14 protein-coding genes are annotated in these 16193 nt (G+C 66.1%); 2 read left to right on the top strand and 12 right to left on the bottom strand.

The features are described 5' to 3' along the window. The first annotated feature begins 223 nt into the window (after nucleotides 1-223). A complete protein-coding gene (locus tag ABUE31_RS17540; protein ID WP_367724975.1) occupies nucleotides 224-1378 on the top strand; it encodes an ABC transporter substrate-binding protein in 1155 nt (384 codons plus the stop codon). Between the two features lie 172 nt (nucleotides 1379-1550). Here ABUE31_RS17540 and ABUE31_RS17545 read toward each other — a convergent pair whose 3' ends face one another. Next, complete coding sequence (locus ABUE31_RS17545) at nucleotides 1551-2039, bottom strand: Lrp/AsnC family transcriptional regulator (protein ID WP_367724976.1); 489 nt, start codon at nucleotides 2037-2039, stop codon at nucleotides 1551-1553. 107 nt (nucleotides 2040-2146) lie between these two features. Between ABUE31_RS17545 and ABUE31_RS17550 the strand changes: the two genes are divergently transcribed. Then, entirely contained in the window at nucleotides 2147-3340 is a 1194-nt protein-coding gene (locus tag ABUE31_RS17550; RefSeq protein ID WP_367724977.1) for a diaminopropionate ammonia-lyase, read from the top strand. A 45-nt stretch (nucleotides 3341-3385) separates the two neighbouring features. Here the strand turns inward: ABUE31_RS17550 and ABUE31_RS17555 are convergent, their stop codons facing one another. From ABUE31_RS17555 to ABUE31_RS17605, 11 genes are all read right to left on the bottom strand, one after another. Further along, nucleotides 3386-4162: a GntR family transcriptional regulator gene (locus ABUE31_RS17555; RefSeq protein ID WP_367724978.1), complete on the bottom strand. Its 777-nt coding sequence runs from the start codon at nucleotides 4160-4162 to the stop codon at nucleotides 3386-3388. Between the two features lie 209 nt (nucleotides 4163-4371). Next, nucleotides 4372-5589, bottom strand: coding sequence for a xanthine dehydrogenase family Fe-S subunit (locus tag ABUE31_RS17560; protein WP_367724979.1), 1218 nt, complete (start codon nucleotides 5587-5589; stop codon nucleotides 4372-4374). Beyond that, nucleotides 5586-6425 carry an FAD binding domain-containing protein gene (locus ABUE31_RS17565; RefSeq protein WP_367724980.1) on the bottom strand — a complete coding sequence of 280 codons (840 nt, stop codon included), beginning with the start codon at nucleotides 6423-6425 and terminating at the stop codon, nucleotides 5586-5588. The genes ABUE31_RS17560 and ABUE31_RS17565 overlap by 4 nt, the downstream gene beginning before the upstream one ends. Further along, nucleotides 6422-8821: a xanthine dehydrogenase family protein molybdopterin-binding subunit gene (locus tag ABUE31_RS17570; RefSeq protein WP_367724982.1), complete on the bottom strand. Its 2400-nt coding sequence runs from the start codon at nucleotides 8819-8821 to the stop codon at nucleotides 6422-6424. Before ABUE31_RS17570 ends, ABUE31_RS17565 begins: the two co-directional genes overlap by 4 nt. Before the next feature lie 174 nt (nucleotides 8822-8995). Next, nucleotides 8996-10384, bottom strand: a complete 1389-nt coding sequence (locus tag ABUE31_RS17575) for an NAD(P)(+) transhydrogenase (Re/Si-specific) subunit beta (RefSeq protein ID WP_367724983.1) — start codon at nucleotides 10382-10384, stop codon at nucleotides 8996-8998. After that, nucleotides 10381-10692, bottom strand: coding sequence for an NAD(P) transhydrogenase subunit alpha part 2 (locus tag ABUE31_RS17580; protein ID WP_367724984.1), 312 nt, complete (start codon nucleotides 10690-10692; stop codon nucleotides 10381-10383). The genes ABUE31_RS17575 and ABUE31_RS17580 overlap by 4 nt, the downstream gene beginning before the upstream one ends. A 66-nt stretch (nucleotides 10693-10758) precedes the next feature. Beyond that, a complete protein-coding gene (locus ABUE31_RS17585) occupies nucleotides 10759-11892 on the bottom strand; it encodes an NAD(P) transhydrogenase subunit alpha (protein WP_367724985.1) in 1134 nt (377 codons plus the stop codon). Between the two features lie 212 nt (nucleotides 11893-12104). Further along, a complete protein-coding gene (locus tag ABUE31_RS17590) occupies nucleotides 12105-13388 on the bottom strand; it encodes an ArgE/DapE family deacylase (RefSeq protein WP_367724986.1) in 1284 nt (427 codons plus the stop codon). 63 nt (nucleotides 13389-13451) lie between these two features. After that, nucleotides 13452-14414, bottom strand: coding sequence for an LLM class flavin-dependent oxidoreductase (locus ABUE31_RS17595; protein WP_367724987.1), 963 nt, complete (start codon nucleotides 14412-14414; stop codon nucleotides 13452-13454). A gap of 33 nt (nucleotides 14415-14447) precedes the next feature. Further along, entirely contained in the window at nucleotides 14448-15218 is a 771-nt protein-coding gene (locus ABUE31_RS17600) for a CoA-transferase subunit beta (RefSeq protein WP_367724988.1), read from the bottom strand. After that, the gene (locus ABUE31_RS17605) at nucleotides 15211-16131 is read right to left on the bottom strand and encodes a CoA transferase subunit A (protein ID WP_367725042.1); all 921 of its coding nucleotides are present in this window, start codon (nucleotides 16129-16131) and stop codon (nucleotides 15211-15213) included. Before ABUE31_RS17605 ends, ABUE31_RS17600 begins: the two co-directional genes overlap by 8 nt. Nucleotides 16132-16193: the final 62 nt, after the last annotated feature.

Below are 16193 nucleotides of genomic sequence, written 5' to 3' on the forward strand. Positions count from 1 at the left end.
CCGGCGGCATGTCCGTCAGGCTCCGTGCTCCGGCGCTCTGCGAACCGGTCGCCCCTGCCCGCACGTGATCGTGGATTTTGCATTTGCATTATCATACTAATGTTAGTACAATATGAACACTGCTGGTTCCTGTCCCTACAATGGCGAGGCAATTTACAACCAACAGCCCTTGTCGCCAGTGACGTCCGAGCAGTGTAGCTGAATCACTCTGGAGGAGAAAACATTGGTCAAGTCCGCACGCCTTACGGCGCTTACCGCCTCGCTTCTGCTGGCGGTATCGAGCCTCGCCTACGCCGATGCCATCAAGATCGGCGTCAACCAGCCGCTGACCGGCCCGTTCGCCGCCTCGGGCACCTACATCGTTGATGGCGCCAAGCTTGCCGTCGAGGAGATCAACGCCAACGGCGGCGTCCTCGGCGAGAAGCTCGAGCTCGTCATCGAAGACAACAAGAGCAATCCGACGGAAGCGGCGGCGGTGGCCGAGAAGCTCATCGTCAGCGACAAGGTTCCCGTGATGATGGGCGCCTGGGGCTCCAGCCTGACCCTCGCCGCCATGCCCAAGCTCATGCAGTACCAGGTGCCGATGCTGGTCGAGACGTCGTCGTCGTCGAAGATCACCAAGCAGGGCAATCCCTACGTGTTCCGCATCTCGCCGCCGTCCTGGGTCGAGGCCGAGCTGTTCAAGAAGTACCTGCCGCAGCTCAACATCAAGAAGGTCGACTTCCTCGCCATCAACAACGACTGGGGCATCGGCACCGTCAAGGACTTCTCCGAAGCGCTCGGCAAGGAAGGCATCTCCGTCGGCCTGACCGAAATGATGGATCAGGGCGCGCAGGACCTCAGCGCCCAGCTGTCCAAGATCAAGGCGTCGGATTCCGACACCATCATCGTCACGACCGCGGTCGAGCAGCTGACCCTCCTCCTCAAGCAGGCCGCCGCTCTCGGCATCACCAAGCAGATCGTCACCACCGGCGGCTCGCAGAATCCCGACCAGCTGATCGACCAGGCCGGCGCGGCCGCCAACAACACCCAGCACATGGTGTTCTTCGCCCCCTGGTTCCCGGAAAAGACCGCGCATCCCGAACAGGCGAAGGCCTTCATCGAAGCCTGGATGAAAGCCGGCCACAACAAGGCCGGCCTGACGGAAAGCTATCGCGGCTACGACGGTATCCAGGTCATCAAGGCAGCCATCGAGAAGGCCGGCAAGGCCGAGCCGGAAGCGATCAAGGACGCCTTCTGGCAGGTCGAAGTCCCCGCGCTGAACGGCACGGTGACCTTCACCAAGGACGGCCCCGAGGGGCGTGAAAGCGGCCAGTACATGACCAACGGCACGCTCATCAAGATCGTCGACGGCAAGATCGAGCCCGCCGGTTCCTGATCCGGCGCCGCAGTCCGTCGGCCGCGCTCGTCAGGCGCGCCGGCGGAACAGATCTCCCACCCTCTGGCCCGGCCCCTGGCCGGGTCCTTTTTTCGTCTGGCGGTCGGGTGCGCTCGCCGGCCCGCGCGCCCCCCAGCAACAACGCGACGATGTGGGGAGACGAAGAACCGGACTAGGCGTTGTCCAGCGTCACGGCGAGCCCCGCCTTGATGCGGTCCATCACCACCAGCGTCCGGAATCGCTTGACGTTGTTGTTGCCGAAGAAGAGCCGCCGCGTCAGCGCGTCGTAGGCGCTCATCGAGGGCACGGTGACTATCAGCACGAAATCCGCCTCGCCGGTCACATAGTAGCATTGCTGCACCTGCGGGTCCGCGGCAAAGCTGCGCTTGGCGGCGTCGAGCAGGTCCAGCCGCTCGCTCTCCACATGCACCTCCACGACGATCGTCAGCGGAAGCCCGACCCGCAGCGGATCGACGACCGCGAAATTGCCGACGATGACCCCCTCCTCCTGCATCCGGCGAATCCGGCGGTGCACGGCCGCCGGCGAAAGGTTGACCCGCTCGCCGATCACCCGCTGCGGCGTGCCATTGTCCTTCTGCAGGATGTCCAGGATCGCCAGGTCGAAGGAATCGAGTCGGCCGCCCTCTGACGAATCTCCCATAATGCGCCTCGGAATTGCAAAATTCTTTCGATTACGAGCCTGAGATAGAAGCAATAGCGCTGTGCAAACGCAATAGAATTTCGCAAGCCAACATCAAGGAGAATGCGGTGCTGATCGCCAACAAACATCCCGACCACGGCCTGCCGCTGGAGCCGGCCGACGCTGAGACGCTGAGCGTCGCGGGGGCCAGGATGGTCTCGCGCTTCCTCACCTATCGTCCGAACCACAAGCCGACCCCGCTGCATTCGCTGGCCGGCCTCGCCCGCGAGACGGGAGTCGCATCCATCCATCTCAAGGATGAAAGCCACCGCCTCGGCCTCAACAGCTTCAAAGCGCTCGGCGGCTCCTATGCCGTCATCCGCCTGGTGCTGGAGGAGGCCGGGCGCAAGCTGGGCCAGCCGGTCGATATCGCCGAACTGCAATCGCCCGCCGTGCGCGCGGTCGCCGCCCGCATGACGTTCGGCTGCGCCACCGACGGCAACCACGGAAAATCCGTGGCGGCCGGCGCAAAGCTGGTCGGCGCCAAGGCCGCCATCTTCGTGCACTCGGGCGTATCGGACGAGCGCGTCGCGGCGATCGCCGCCTTCGGCGCCGAGATGATCCGTGTCGAAGGCACCTATGACGATTCCGTCGCCGAAGCCGAACGCCGCTGCGCCGAAATGGGCTGGCTCGTCGTTTCCGACACGTCGTGGCCCGGATACGAGCGCATCCCCGCGCTCGTCATGCAGGGCTACACGTCGATGCTGAGCGAAGCGGCGGAAGCCCTGCCGCAGACGCCGACCCATGTCTTCGTGCAGGCCGGCGTCGGCGGCCTGGCGGCGGCCGTCGCCGGGCATTTCGACATCCTCTACGGCAGCGACCGTCCGCGCTTCATCGTCGTCGAACCGGACCGTGCCGCCTGCATCTTCGAGACCGCCAGGGCCGGCCATCCGGTCAAGGTCGCGCATGACGAACCGACCATCATGGCGATGCTCGAATGCTACGAGCCTTCGCTCGTCGCTTGGCGCATCCTGTCGCGCAAGGCCGACGACTTCATGACCATCGGCGAGGAAGACGCCGCGGCGACCATGCGGCGCCTGGCGCGCCCCGCCGCCGGCGACCCCGCGGTCGTCGCCGGCGAGAGCGGCGGCGCCGGACTCGGGGGCTTCCTGACGGCGGTCGCGGATCCGGACATGCGGGCCAGGCTCGGCATCGACGCGCAGTCGCGCATCTTCGTCATCAATACGGAGGGGGCCACCGACCAGGGCCGCTACGAGGCGATCGTCGGCACCGCGCCCGCAAGACTTCTCGAGATGGCATGACCTGGCGGCCGGGAGGCGCCCCCTCCCGGCACGCTGCCGCCTGCTTCAGGCGGTCTCCAGCCCGCGCGCCGCCTTGCCGGCCGGCTTCTGGTTGAGAAGATCGACGCGCAGGGCGAAGCAATCCTTGTGATAGTGGATGTTGGCCACGTAGATGGCGATGCCCCTGTCGTCCACCAGGACAAGCCTGCAATCGGCGGTCGGCTCGCCGAGGCCGATCTTCAGCAGTTCGGCGGTTTCCGGATCGGCCACCCCGATGGTCAGCGTCTGGTACGCATGGACGATCTTCACTTCCTTCATGTCGACGATGATCGGCAGCGCCGCCCCATGCGTGAAGCGCTGCCGGTCGCGCGCGAACAGATCCTGCGGCAGATGCAGGTTGACGACCGAGAACGGCTCGCCGTCATTGTGCTGGACGCTGCGCAGGAAGGTGTACTCGGCGGCGGCCGTTCCCTCGTTCTCGTCGAGTTCCGGCAGGACCACGTTCTCCTCGATGTGAACCCGCTCGAGGACGTTGTCCTTGACCAGCGAAACCATCGTCTCGAAGTCGTTCGCCAGGTTCAGCCAGCGATTGTGCTTGGGCTTGCCCGAGACGAAGGTGCCGCGTCCCTGCTGGGCATTGACCAGGCCCTCGTCGCGCAGCAACTCGATCGCCTGGCGAATGGTGACGCGAGCCACGCCGAACTCGGCCTCGAGCTCCTCCAGCGTCGAAATCTTGTCGCCTTCCAGCCAGTGCCCCGTCTCGATCCGCTGCCGCATCACCGACGCGACCTGGATGTAGAGGGGAATCCTGCTGCGATCATAAAGGGATGAAAGTTTTTTCATGGTCTATATGTACGGTAGATAGAATGAAAGTACCAGTGCCGGGGCCCGGCATTCGCGTCCTTTGCATTGAATTGATGAAAGATGCACCCGCAACCTGCGATGGATGTTCCGCAGGGTCATGCAGTATTTGTGCACAGATGGTCGCAGTCAATATGGAGAAGCGCGCCGCCTGATCGGCGACGCGCTTTCGTTCATACCTTGCCGGCCGGTCAGTTGCGCCGGAAGAGCCGCGCGAACAGCTGCTTGAACTGGCCGACAATGACCGAAGACATCAACGAGCCGGCGTTGAATTCGGCGGCCACCGGCGCGGAATCGGCGCTGCCGCCGCCGGCCTGGTGCGCAAGCCTGGCCTCCAGGTTCTGGACGAACACGCCAATCAGCCGGTTCGCCACATCCTGCACGAGGCCGGACCGGCTGAACTGCGCCAGCACCCCCGACAGCGTGAAGCCGATCGACACGTCGACGCGCGTCTGTCCAGGCTGGCCGGCTTCCTTCACCGCATAGCGGATCTGGCCCCGCGTCGCGGAATTGCTGCGCTTGTCGTTGCCCGTCCCGTCGATGGTGCCGGTGCGGGTCGCCTCGTCCCGGGTGATGTCGGCCGCGCCATGGAACTCGGCCGAGATCGGCCCGACCTTGACCTTGATCTGGCCTTCCACATGACCGTCCTGCGGCGGCCCGTCGAGCGACGCGCCGGGCAGGCAGGCGGCGACTTCATCGACCCTGCCGAAGAAGTCCCACACGACGTCGGCGGGATGCGCCACCGCAAAGCTCTGCTCGAACGTGGTCTGCGGCTTCCAGTTGTCGTCCTTGCGCGCGGCGGCGCGCGGCTGGCCGGCCGCTCTGGCCGCTGGCACTACGCCGGTACTGGCCTGGCCCGCCGCCGCCCTTGCCGTCGCGGCGTTGCCCGATCCGGCAGGGCCGAGGCGGGCGCGCCCGCCGCCCGGAATGGCTGCGATGCCGCGTGCGCGCCGGTCCGCGACGACGCCCTGGATCGCCCGGACGATGCCCACATAGCCGGTGCAGCGGCAAAGATTGCCGCTCATCACGACCCGGATGTCGTGCTCGCTCGGCGCATCCATCCGCAGCACCACGTCACGTGCGGAAACAAGCATGCCCGGCGTGCAATAGCCGCACTGCAGCCCGTGCTCCCTGGAGAACGCGGCCCTGAGTTCCGTCGCGATCTCGTCGTCGTCGAGGCCCTCGACCGTCGTCACTTCGGCGCCTTCGCAGGCTGCCGCGAAGGTGATGCAGGAACGCGTCGGAACGCCGTCCACCAGGATTGTGCAGGCGCCGCAGACGCCGTGCTCGCAACCGATATGCGTGCCGGTCAGGCCATTCGTCTCGCGCAGGAAGTCGGCAAGATGGGTGCGTGGCTCGCAGGCCGCGTCGACCGGCTTTCCGTTGATTGTGAGATGGATCATGCTCATGCCGAACCTGCCTGCTGAATGGCACGCCGCAACGCGACGACGTGAATCTGGCGATCGACCGGATCGCTCATTCCTCCGGCGTCGAGCATCTCCGCCGCCAGCCAGCTGTCGAAATCGCCGCTCGACCCCTTCGACGCCGCCTCGCCGAGGAGCCGCCGCGCGTCGGCCACCACGATCGGTCGGCTTTCCGTGGCGCCGAAAACGGCGCGGCTGACGTCCCGATCCGGATCGACCAGGAACGCGCCGATGGCATGGGCGAATTCGCCCGTCTTGCGGCAACTCTTGTAGTAGCCCCAGCGGGCGGCGGCGCCGAGCCTGGGAACCGTGACCGAAACCAGCATCTCGCCGGGCCGGAGATCGGCTTCCAGCGCCCCCAGCATGTAGTCCTCGACGGCGACGCTGCGGCTCCTCCCCGAGCCACGCAGCGTCACCGTCGCGCCCAGCGCCGAGAGGATCGATATCCAGTCGGCCGAGGGATCGGCATGGGTGATGCTTCCGCCGATGGTGCCGCGGTTGCGCACCGCGCGGTAGGCGATGCCGGCGGCGACCGCCGGCAGGGCGCCGCGAGTCACGTCCGGCACGCGCCTGTCCTCGATGTCCGCATGCGTGATGCAGCCGCCGATGACGATGGCGTCGGCGGTTTCCTCCACCTGCCGCAGTTCCTCGATACCGGTGATGTCGACCACCAGGTCGGGCTGCACCAGCCGCATGTTGAGCATCGGCCCGAGCGACTGTCCGCCGGCCATGATCTTCACGGTGCGGCTGTCGTCGGCGATCAGCGGCAGCACGTCGGCCACGTCGCTTGGCCGCGCATAGTCGAAATTGACGGGCTTCAAACCAGTTCTCCCTGCGCGCTTGCGTGCCCGGCAGCGGCCAGCCTGCCTGCCTTGCCGATGGCCTCGAGCACCCGGCGCGGCGTCATCGGCGTCTGCGTCAGTTCGACGCCCAGCCCCTTCAACGCATCGTTGACGGCGTTGCCGAGCGCGGCGGGAGGCGCGATGGCCCCACCCTCGCCGAGGCCCTTGACGCCGAACTCCGTGTAGGGCGCCAGCGTCTCCATGTGATCGAGCCGCGGCGCCGGCACCTCTGTCGGTCCCGGCAGCAGATAGTCGGCGAAGGTCGAGGCAAGCGGCTGGCCGGAGGCGTCGAAGTTCATCTCCTCGTAGAGCGCGGTGCCGATACCCTGCGCCAGGCCGCCATAGATCTGCCCGTCGACCACCATCGGGTTGATCAGCTTGCCGCCGTCCTCGACGATCACGTAGTCGAGGATCTCGATGTCGCCCATTTCGGGATCGACGGCGACGACCACGGCATGCGCCGCGTAGCTGAAGGTGCCGCTGTCGCGCACCGGCTTGTGGCCGATGGTCGCCTCTAGGCCGCGCGGATCGACGCCGTCGGGCAGGTTCTGCGGCAGTCGGTACCAGGTGTGCGCGATCTCGGCGAGCGACACGCTTCCCGAAGGTCCGACCACGCGGCCGTCGACCAGTTCCACCTGGTCCGGCCTGGCCTGCAGGAGATGGGCGCCGATGCCCTTGGCAAGCTTGGCGATCTCGCGCGAGGCGGTTGCCACCGCGCCGCCGGCCATGACCGCGCAGCGCGATCCCCAACTGCCCGTCGAATAGGGCGTGTACTCGGTGTCGCCGTGCACCAGCTTTATCTTGGCGACGTCGATGCCGAGGATCTCATGGGCGACCTGCGGAAGCGTCGTTTCCATGCTCTGGCCGTGGGAGTGGACCCCGACCCGCAACTCCAGGCCCCCGTCGGGCGTCATGCGCGCCGTTGCCTGCTCGTGGCCCGGCACCATGGGAATGCCCCAGCCCGCATAGACGGACGTGCCATGCGCGCCCTGCTCGCAATAGATCGCGTGGCCGACGCCGATCAGCCGGCCGTCCGGCTCACCCTCCCGCTGCCGGGCGCGGATCGCCGGCAGGTCGATTGCCGCCATGGCGCGACGGAGCGCCTCTGGATAGTCGCCGCTGTCGAAATGCTTCTTGGTGATGTTGTCGAACGGCATCTGTTCGGGCCGCACCAGGTTCTTCAGCCGCACCTCGTGCGGCTCGAGGCCGGCCTCGCGGGCGATGGCGTCCATCACCAGTTCCATCGCGTAGCAGACGCCGGTACGCGCCACGCCGCGATAGGGCAGGATCGGGCACTTGTTGGTCGCGACCGACCATGTGCGGCAACGATAGGAGGGAAAGTCATAGGGTCCGGGCAGGATGCTCGCGACCTGCGCCGCCTCCAGGCAAGCGGAGAACGGGTAGGATGAATAGGCGCCCGAATCGACGGTCGCCTCGCAGTCGACGCCGAGCAGCTTGCCGTCGCGATCCGCATAGCCGGTGATGATGTAGTGATGCTCGCGGCAGTTGGCGCCTGCCGTCAGGTGCTCGCGGCGGTCCTCGATCCAGCGCACCGGATGGCCGCAGCGCATGGCATACCAGCCAAGGCAGATATCTTCCGGCAGCAGGATGCCCTTGTAGCCGAACCCGCCGCCGACGTCGGGCGAGACGATGCGAACCTGGTGCTGGCCAAGCCCGAGGCACTCCGCGAGCCCGGTGCGCACGATGTGCGGCATCTGGCTGCCGGTGTAGAGCACGAGCTGCTCCATCCGGTTGTCCCAGACGGCGACCGTCCCGCGTCCTTCCATCGGCGCCATGCTCTGCCGCGCCGTGGAGATCTCGCGCGTGACCTTGATCGGCGCGTCGAGCGCCGCTTCGAAATTCACGTCGACGAAGGTCTCGAGAAAGACGTTGTCGCCCCATTCCTCGTGCAGCAGCGCCGAACCCGGCTTTCGCGCGGCCAGCATGTCGTGCACAGCCGGCAGTTCCTCCAGATCGAACTCGACCGCCTGGATCATGTCTTCCGCCTTGGCGCGCGTATCGGCAACGCACATGGCGAGCAGTTCGCCGACCTGCCGCACCTTCTCGAAAGCCAGCACCGGCTGGTCGGAGGGCTTGAAGCCGGCAAGCCCGGAGACTGCGCGGATCGGCTTCACGTCCTTCAGGTCCCCGGCGAGGACGACGCGATCCCGCAGCGCATCCGGCACGTGAACGCCATTGACGCGCGCATGGGCAAGCGGCGAGCGCACAAAGGCCACGTCCTTCAGGCCGGGCAGCCGGATGTCGGCGACGAACTGTCCGCGCCCGCGCAGGAGCCTGTCGTCCTCCTTGCGCAGGAGCGAGGCCCCGACCCCCTGCCCGTCCGCCTTGGGGTCGGTGACGCCCTGTGCAGCCATGTTCAATTCCTCCTGCTCCCGACAGATCCGGCTCGACGATTGCGCGCGATCGTCATCGCTCAAACCTCATATCAGACTATTACTAGGATGATAGCATGACACTGGCCTGGAGATCATTGCGGCAATCTCGCCCAGGCCGGATCCGGTGCGGACGCATGCCCGCACCGGAGCATGTCAGGCCTGCTTCACCTCCACGCAAAGCTGCGTGATCGACTGCTTGGCGTCGCCGAACAGCATGTTCGTCTTCGGCGAAACGAACAGGTCGTTCTCGACGCCGGAGAAGCCCTTGCCACGGCCGCGCTTCAGCACGATGACGCTCTTTGCGTCCTGCACGTTGAGGATCGGCATTCCGTAGATCGGCGAGCTGCGGTTGGTGCGGGCGGCCGGGTTGACCACGTCGTTCGCACCGATCACCAGCGCCACGTCCGCGTCGGAGAACCGCTCGTTGATGTCCTCCATGTCGAACAGCTTGTCGTAGGACACGCCCGCCTCGGCCAGAAGCACGTTCATGTGGCCGGGCATCCGGCCGGCGACCGGATGGATGGCGAAACGCACGTCGACGTCGCGCTTTTCCAGGAGGTCGGCAAGCTCGCGCACCTGATGCTGCGCCTGCGCAACCGCCAGCCCGTAGCCGGGGACGATGATCACGCGCCGGGCGAATGCCAGCCGCAGAGCCGCATCGTCGGCATCGATCCCGACCATCTCCCCGGATGCCCCGGCCTGCGTCGCCTCCGGCCCGCCGGCTTCCGCCCCGAAGGCCCCGAACAGGACGTTCGCGAAGGAGCGGTTCATCGCCTTGCTCATGGCCATCGACAGGATGAAGCCGCTGGCTCCGTCGAGCGCGCCGACGACGATCAGGATGTTGTTGTCGAGGGCAAAGCCCGTCGCGACGGCCGCCAGGCCGGCGTATGAGTTGAGCAGCGAGACGACCACCGGCATGTCGGCGCCGCCGATCGGCAGGACCATCAGGACGCCGACGGCGAGGCCGATGGCCAGGATGGCGACGAAGAACGCGGTGTCATAGGGCGAGACGACCAGCCAGACCAGGCAGATGACGCCGATCGCGAACAGCGACAGGTTGAAGACGTTCTGTCCGCGGAAGGTGATCGGGGCGCCCGGCAGCAGTTCCTGCAGCTTGCCGAAGGCCATCAGGCTGCCGGTCACCGTCAGTGCGCCGAAGAACACCTCGAAGCCGAGCGCAACCGTCTTGCCATAGGTCAGCGTGCCCTCGTGAAATCCGTGCATGTATTCGCCGACGCCGACCAGCGTCGCAGCAAGCGCGCCGAACGCGTGGCTGAAGGCGATGCGCTGCGGCATGGCCGTCATCGGCACCCACATGCCGAGCGGATAGCCGATCACGCCGCCGGCGACGAGACCGACGATCAGCCACTCGTAGCTGACGATGCGCTGGTCGACGAGCGTGGCGCAGACAGCGACAAGCATGCCGAAGGCGGCCATCTGCATGCCGCGCCGCGCCGTCGTCGGCTGGCCGAGCGCGCGCAGCGCCAGCACGAACAGCGCCGCCGAGGAAAGATAGGCGAGTTGGATGCCGGTGGCGATCATGTGCTGGGTTGCTCCTTGGCTTCGAGCCGCGCCGGCTTGAACATGGCCAGCATGCGGTCGGTGATGAGGAAGCCGCCGACCACGTTGGCGGTGGCGCAGCCGACCGCGATCGTGCCGAGCACGGTGCTGAGCAGGCCCTGGTCGGCGCCGGCCAGCACCAGCGACGCAACCAGCGAGATGCCGGAGATGGCGTTGGTCGCCGCCATCAGCGGCGTGTGCAGCAGCGGCGGAATGCGGCTGATGGTCTGGAAGCCGACAAAGCCGGCGAGCAGGAAGACGAAGAGTTGGATGATTGCGGTGGACGTCATGGACGATCTCCAGATTGCGCCGGCGGTCCGGCGGCCGGCATCACGCCGGCCGGGGCCGCCGCCGCGTCAGTTGGGCTTGGCGCCGCCGAAGGCCGGGTGGACGATGGCCCCGTCACGCGTGAGGTTGGTGCTCTTGACCAGTTCGTCGTCCCAGTCGATGGCAAGCGCCGGCTTGTCGCGGTCGATCAGCGTGGAGACGAAGCTGTAGAGGTTGCGGGCGTAGAGGCTGGACGCCGTCGTGCCGATCTTCTCGATACTGGAATTGCCGATGATCTTGATGCGGCGGCCGGCATCCACGACCTCGCCCGGCCGCGATCCCTCGATGTTGCCGCCGCGCTCGACGGCGAGATCGACCAGGACGGAACCGGGGCGCATGCTGTCGATCATCGCCCTGGTGACGAGGCGCGGCGCGGCGCGTCCGGGGATCAGCGCCGTGGTGATGACGATGTCCTGCTTGGCGATGTGCGCGGCGACCAGTTCGGCCTGCTTGGCCTGGTATTCCCTCGACATTTCCTTGGCATAACCGCCGGAGGCCTCCGCCGCCTTGAACTCGTCGTCCTCGACGGCGACGAACTTGGCGCCGAGCGACGCCACCTGTTCCTTCGTCGCGGGCCGCACGTCGGTGGCCGAAACGGAAGCGCCGAGGCGGCGCGCCGTGGCGATCGCCTGCAGGCCTGCCACGCCTGCGCCCATGACGAAGATCTGCGCGGCCGGTATCGTGCCGGCGGCCGTCATCATCATCGGCAGAAGGCGCGGGAACTCGGCGGCGCCGTCGATCACGGCGCGGTAGCCGGCGAGGCTCGCCTGGCTCGACAGCACGTCCATCGACTGCGCCCGCGTGATGCGCGGCATGAGCTCCATCGCGAAGGCGCTGACCCCTGCCCCGGCCATCACCTCGAGCGACCCGTTCGCCTGATGCGGGTCCATCGTCGCGAACAGCGCTGCGCCCGGCTTGCAGGCTCGGATCACCGTGTCCTCGGGACGCCCGACCGCCAGGATGATGTCGGCGTCGCGAACCGCCGCCGCGGCGTCCGGCACGACACGCGCACCCGCCGTCTCGAAATCGCTGTCGGAGATGCCGGCGCGCGCGCCCGCACCGCCCTGCACCACGACCTTGCCTCCCAGCGCTTCGTACTTCCGGACCGTTTCGGGGGTGATCGCGACCCGTGTGTCGCCGTCGGTCAAAACCGCAATATGCATGACCATGTTCTCCTTGATGGACCCGGAGGCGAAGCCGGTAGCCGGCGCATCGTCCCCGGATGCAATTCCAATCTGACGTAAACCTATCTTGCAGTCAACCTATTTATAGTAAGATAGAATCAATAGACACAATTCCGTCGCCTGTCACCCCAATGAAAAAGGCGCCGCCCATGGCGACGCCTTTCGCTTTGCAGCCTGCATCGAAGGCGCGGTCAGGACGCCTTCTGCGCCTCGCTGTTGCACCAGTCGTAGATCGACAGCGCCATCACCTTGATCGAGGTTATGTAGTCGTCGATCGACACATATTCGTCGTTGGCGTGCATCACCGCCGTCGAGCCGGGACCGAAGATGACGGTCGGCGTCTCGCCGTACTGGTTCAGGAAGCGCGTGTCGGCCGCGCCCTGCCGGCCGCTGATGGTCGGCTGCTTGCCGGTGACTTCCGTGTAGGTCCGCGACACCGTCTCGACGATGGAATGGTCGCGCGGAATCTCGGAGGCCTGCGCGTCGTAGCCGACGAAGCGGACGACCGGCGGATGGTCCTTCATCCACGGGTCCGTGGCGGCCACCGCGGCGATCTTGTCGACGAGGCTCTGCTTGACGCCCTCGTGGTCCTCGCTCGGCACCGTGCCGATCGACCCCTTGAGCAGCGCCGTCGCCGGGAAGGCGCTCGGGTAGTTGCCGGCCTGGAAGCTGCCGATCAGGCACGGCAGCGAATCGATGGCGCTCGGATAGAGCGGGTGCGTGACGGTGGCAACGCGCTCGTCCTCCAGTTCCTGGACGGCCTTGCAGATCTTGTAGCCCAGCTCGATGCCGCTGATGCCGAGATAGCGCTGCTGCACGCCGGCCGGCTTGCCCTGGATCTCGATCTCGAACCAGATGCGGCCGATGCAGGCGGGCTGCACGTGCAGGTCGCTGGTCTCGCCCGAAATGCCGGCATCCGCCTTGTAGCCGCGGATCACCGTATCGAGCGTGCCGTGGCCGCTGACCTCCTCGTCGATGACGATGTTGATCAGCACGTCGCCCTTCGGCGTCAGGCCGAGTTCCTTCAGGTACTGCACGGCAAGCACGTGGCTCGCCACGCCGCTCTTCATGTCGCAGGAACCGCGGCCGTAGATGCGACCGTCCTTGATCGACGCCGACCACGGATTGTCGCTCCAGCCCTCGCCGTCGCCGACGGGGATCACGTCGGTGTGGCCGTTCAGCAGCAGCGAGCGGCCGCCGCCCGTGCCCTTCAGCGTGGCGACGATGTTCGGACGGCCTTCATAGCCGCGCGCCACCGGCCGGTAGCCGGGGTGCTTCTTCAGTTCCTCCCAGTCGGTTTCCCACATGTCGACCTCGAGGCCGACGCCGGCCAGGTAGTCATGCATGAACTTCTGGATGGCGGCTTCGTCGCCGGTCACGCTGGGAATGGTCACCATGTCCTGCAGCAGCTTGACGGCGTGGTCGCGCGAAGCGTCGATCTTGTCGATGATCTTCTGGCGGTTCGGGTCGGTCATGAAATTCTTCCGCATTCGAATGGACGGGATCCGCCGCCCGTTTCCGGACGGCGGAAATACTGGTCAGCCTGCCTTGTAGGCCTTGAGGCGCGGGATGATCTCCTTGGCGATCGTCTCGACCTGCTCGCGCTGGTACTTGTAGGGAACGAAGATGATCTTCTGGACGCCGGCGTCGATGTGCGCGCGCAGCTGCTCGACGCATTCGTCCACCGAACCCATGACGGCGCTCTCGCGGGTGCAGTCGCTGTGCTCGGGGAAGTCCCATTCCTTGTTCAGCCAGTCCATCATGTCGGCCTCGACCGCCTGCTTCGACTTGCCGATCATGATCGGCAGCTGCGAGGCGTTCTTCAGCGTGTCGGGATCCTTGCCCGCCTCCGTCGCGAAGTTGCGGATCTTGTCCCAGGACTTCTTGAAGTCCTCGGCGCGGTAGAAATAGGTCAGCCAGCCGTCGCCGACGGTCGCCGCCCGCTGCAGCACCCTGTCGACATAGCCGCCGATCAGGATCGGAATCTCCTTCTGGAACGGCTTCGGATACATGACCGCCTTGGAGATGTTGTGGTTCATGTATTCGCCCGTGACCTGCTCTTCCGTCCACAGGCGGCGCATGATCTCCAGGTTCTCGTCCATGATCTTGCCGCGTTGGTTGAACGGGACGCCGACCGCGTCGAACTCGCGCTTGTACCAGCCCGACGCCATGCCCATGACGAGGCGGCCTTCGGACAGCTGGTCCATGCTGGACAGCTGCTTGGCCAGCGCCACCGGATTGCGCAGCGGCAGCACCAGGATGCCCGTGCCCATCTTGATCTTCTTGGTGCGCGCCGCGATGCCGGTCAGCACCGTCAGCGAATCGATGATCGGGAAGTTCGGGTCGACGCCGAGCAGCATGTGATCCCATACCCAGACGGAATCGTAGCCGAGTTCCTCCACCCACACGCCGTAGTCGACGAGCTCGCGCGCGTTCGGCATCTCGGGGTAGGCTTTGAAATTGCGTGCGGCAACGCCGAACGTGTTGGACAGTTCAGTCATTCATTTACCTCCAGAAAAGTCAGGCCCGAATTGTCAGGCGATGAACAGGCGTTCGGAATCGAGTTCCCGAAGGACCCGCAGTTCGGTTTCGGTTGGTGGCTCGGTGATGGCGATCTCGGCGTCGAAATCGAGTGTGAAGCCGGTGTTGTCCTGGACTTCCTCGCGCGTGACGCCGGGGTTCAGCGCCAGCACCTTCATGCGCCGCGTGGTCTCGTCGAAGCCGAAGACGGCAAGCTCGGTGATCACGCGGAACATGCCGCCGGCCGGCAGGCCGCTGTCGCGCCGGCTGGTCCCGCCGCGGATGAAGCCGGGGCTGGTGATGAAGTCGACATGTTCGACGAAGCGGCGCTTCTCGTGCTTCATGGCGACGATCATGTTGGTCAGGCTGGAGATGTCGTTGCCGCCGCCGGTGCCCGGCAGGCGCGTCTTCGGCGCAGCCGGATCGCCGATGAAGGACGAGTTCAGGTTGCCGAACTGGTCGATCTGAGCGCCGCCCATGAAGCCGAGGTCGACATAGCCGCGCTGCAGCAGGAGCAGCACGTCCGAGCTGCCCAGCACCATGTTGGCGCGCCGCGTGCAGCGCTGGTCGTTGGTCGAGGGCGGCAGCTTGCCCGGCTCGACGAAGGCGCCGACGACGCCGCCCTCGAACAGGATCGTCAGCCGCGGGCAGTTGAGGCGCTGGGCGAGCGTCGCGGCGAGCAGCGGCGTGCCTACGCCCGCAAACACCACCATTCCGTCGCGCAGCTGCCGCGCGCTGAGGATCGGCAGGATTTCGGCTGCCGTGTAGTTTCGTGCTTCAGTCATTGTAGATGCTCCGGCCCCGCTGGCTTGCCTCGAGAAGTTCCTCCAAGCCGATCAGGGCGAGGTAGTCGTTCCACGATTTCGGCCCGTGGAAATACTTGTCGAGATAGGCCTGCATTCCCTCGATCGGGTCCGCATTGACCTGTTTCACGTAGGCTTCCATGTGCTTCATCATCGGCTCGTAGAGGCCGTAGCACTCGTGCGGCGCGGAACCGTAGGGCACCTCCACCACCGCATCGACGCAGAAGAACGGGATCTTGGTCTGGTCGGGCGCGCGGCGGATCTGGTCGTTGGAAACGATCCGTTCCGTCGTCAGGATCACCCGGTCGGCGGCAAGCGCCAGGTCGATGTCCATGAACTGCAGGCCGTCGATCTGCGCATTGCCGTAGGCGTCGCAGCGCTGGACGTGGATCAGCGCAACGTCCGGATTGAGCGCCGGCACCAGCAGCAGGCGTTCGCCGGTGAACGGACAGTCGATCTGCTTGCCTTCCGGGCGCTGTCCCAGCACGTCCGAGCCGAGCATCGCCCGCATCGGCAGGAAGGGTACGCCCATGCCGCCGGCGCGGAAGCGCATGCCGACGCCCATGTGGCTCCATTCCTCGTAGTTCTTGCCTTCCTTCTCGACGTGATGGCGCAACACCTTCGACAGGCCCCACAGGATTCCCTGCGCGAACCAGCTGGTGATGATGTGGTCCGACACGCCGGAGCCGAACAGCAGGTCGCCATCGGTCGAGACGATCGCCCGCGAGCAGGACAGGTTCTTGCGCTTCTGCCGGATCAGTTGCCAGATCATGGCCATCGGCGTGCGCGACATTGTCGAGCCGCCGACGCCGACCTTCATCCCGTCCTGGACGAAGGAGCCCGCCTCCTCGAGAGACATGACCTTCTCGCGCAGGCTCCTGTCGCGGCCCGCCATCTTCTCCCTGAGCCTGTCATAGGGCTCTACCTGGGCTTCATGCACAAACACTCTCCTTTTCG

Origin of the sequence: Mesorhizobium marinum (assembly GCF_040813675.1) — a bacterium.
GTDB classification, from domain to species: Bacteria; Pseudomonadota; Alphaproteobacteria; order Rhizobiales; family Rhizobiaceae; genus Mesorhizobium_K; species Mesorhizobium_K marinum.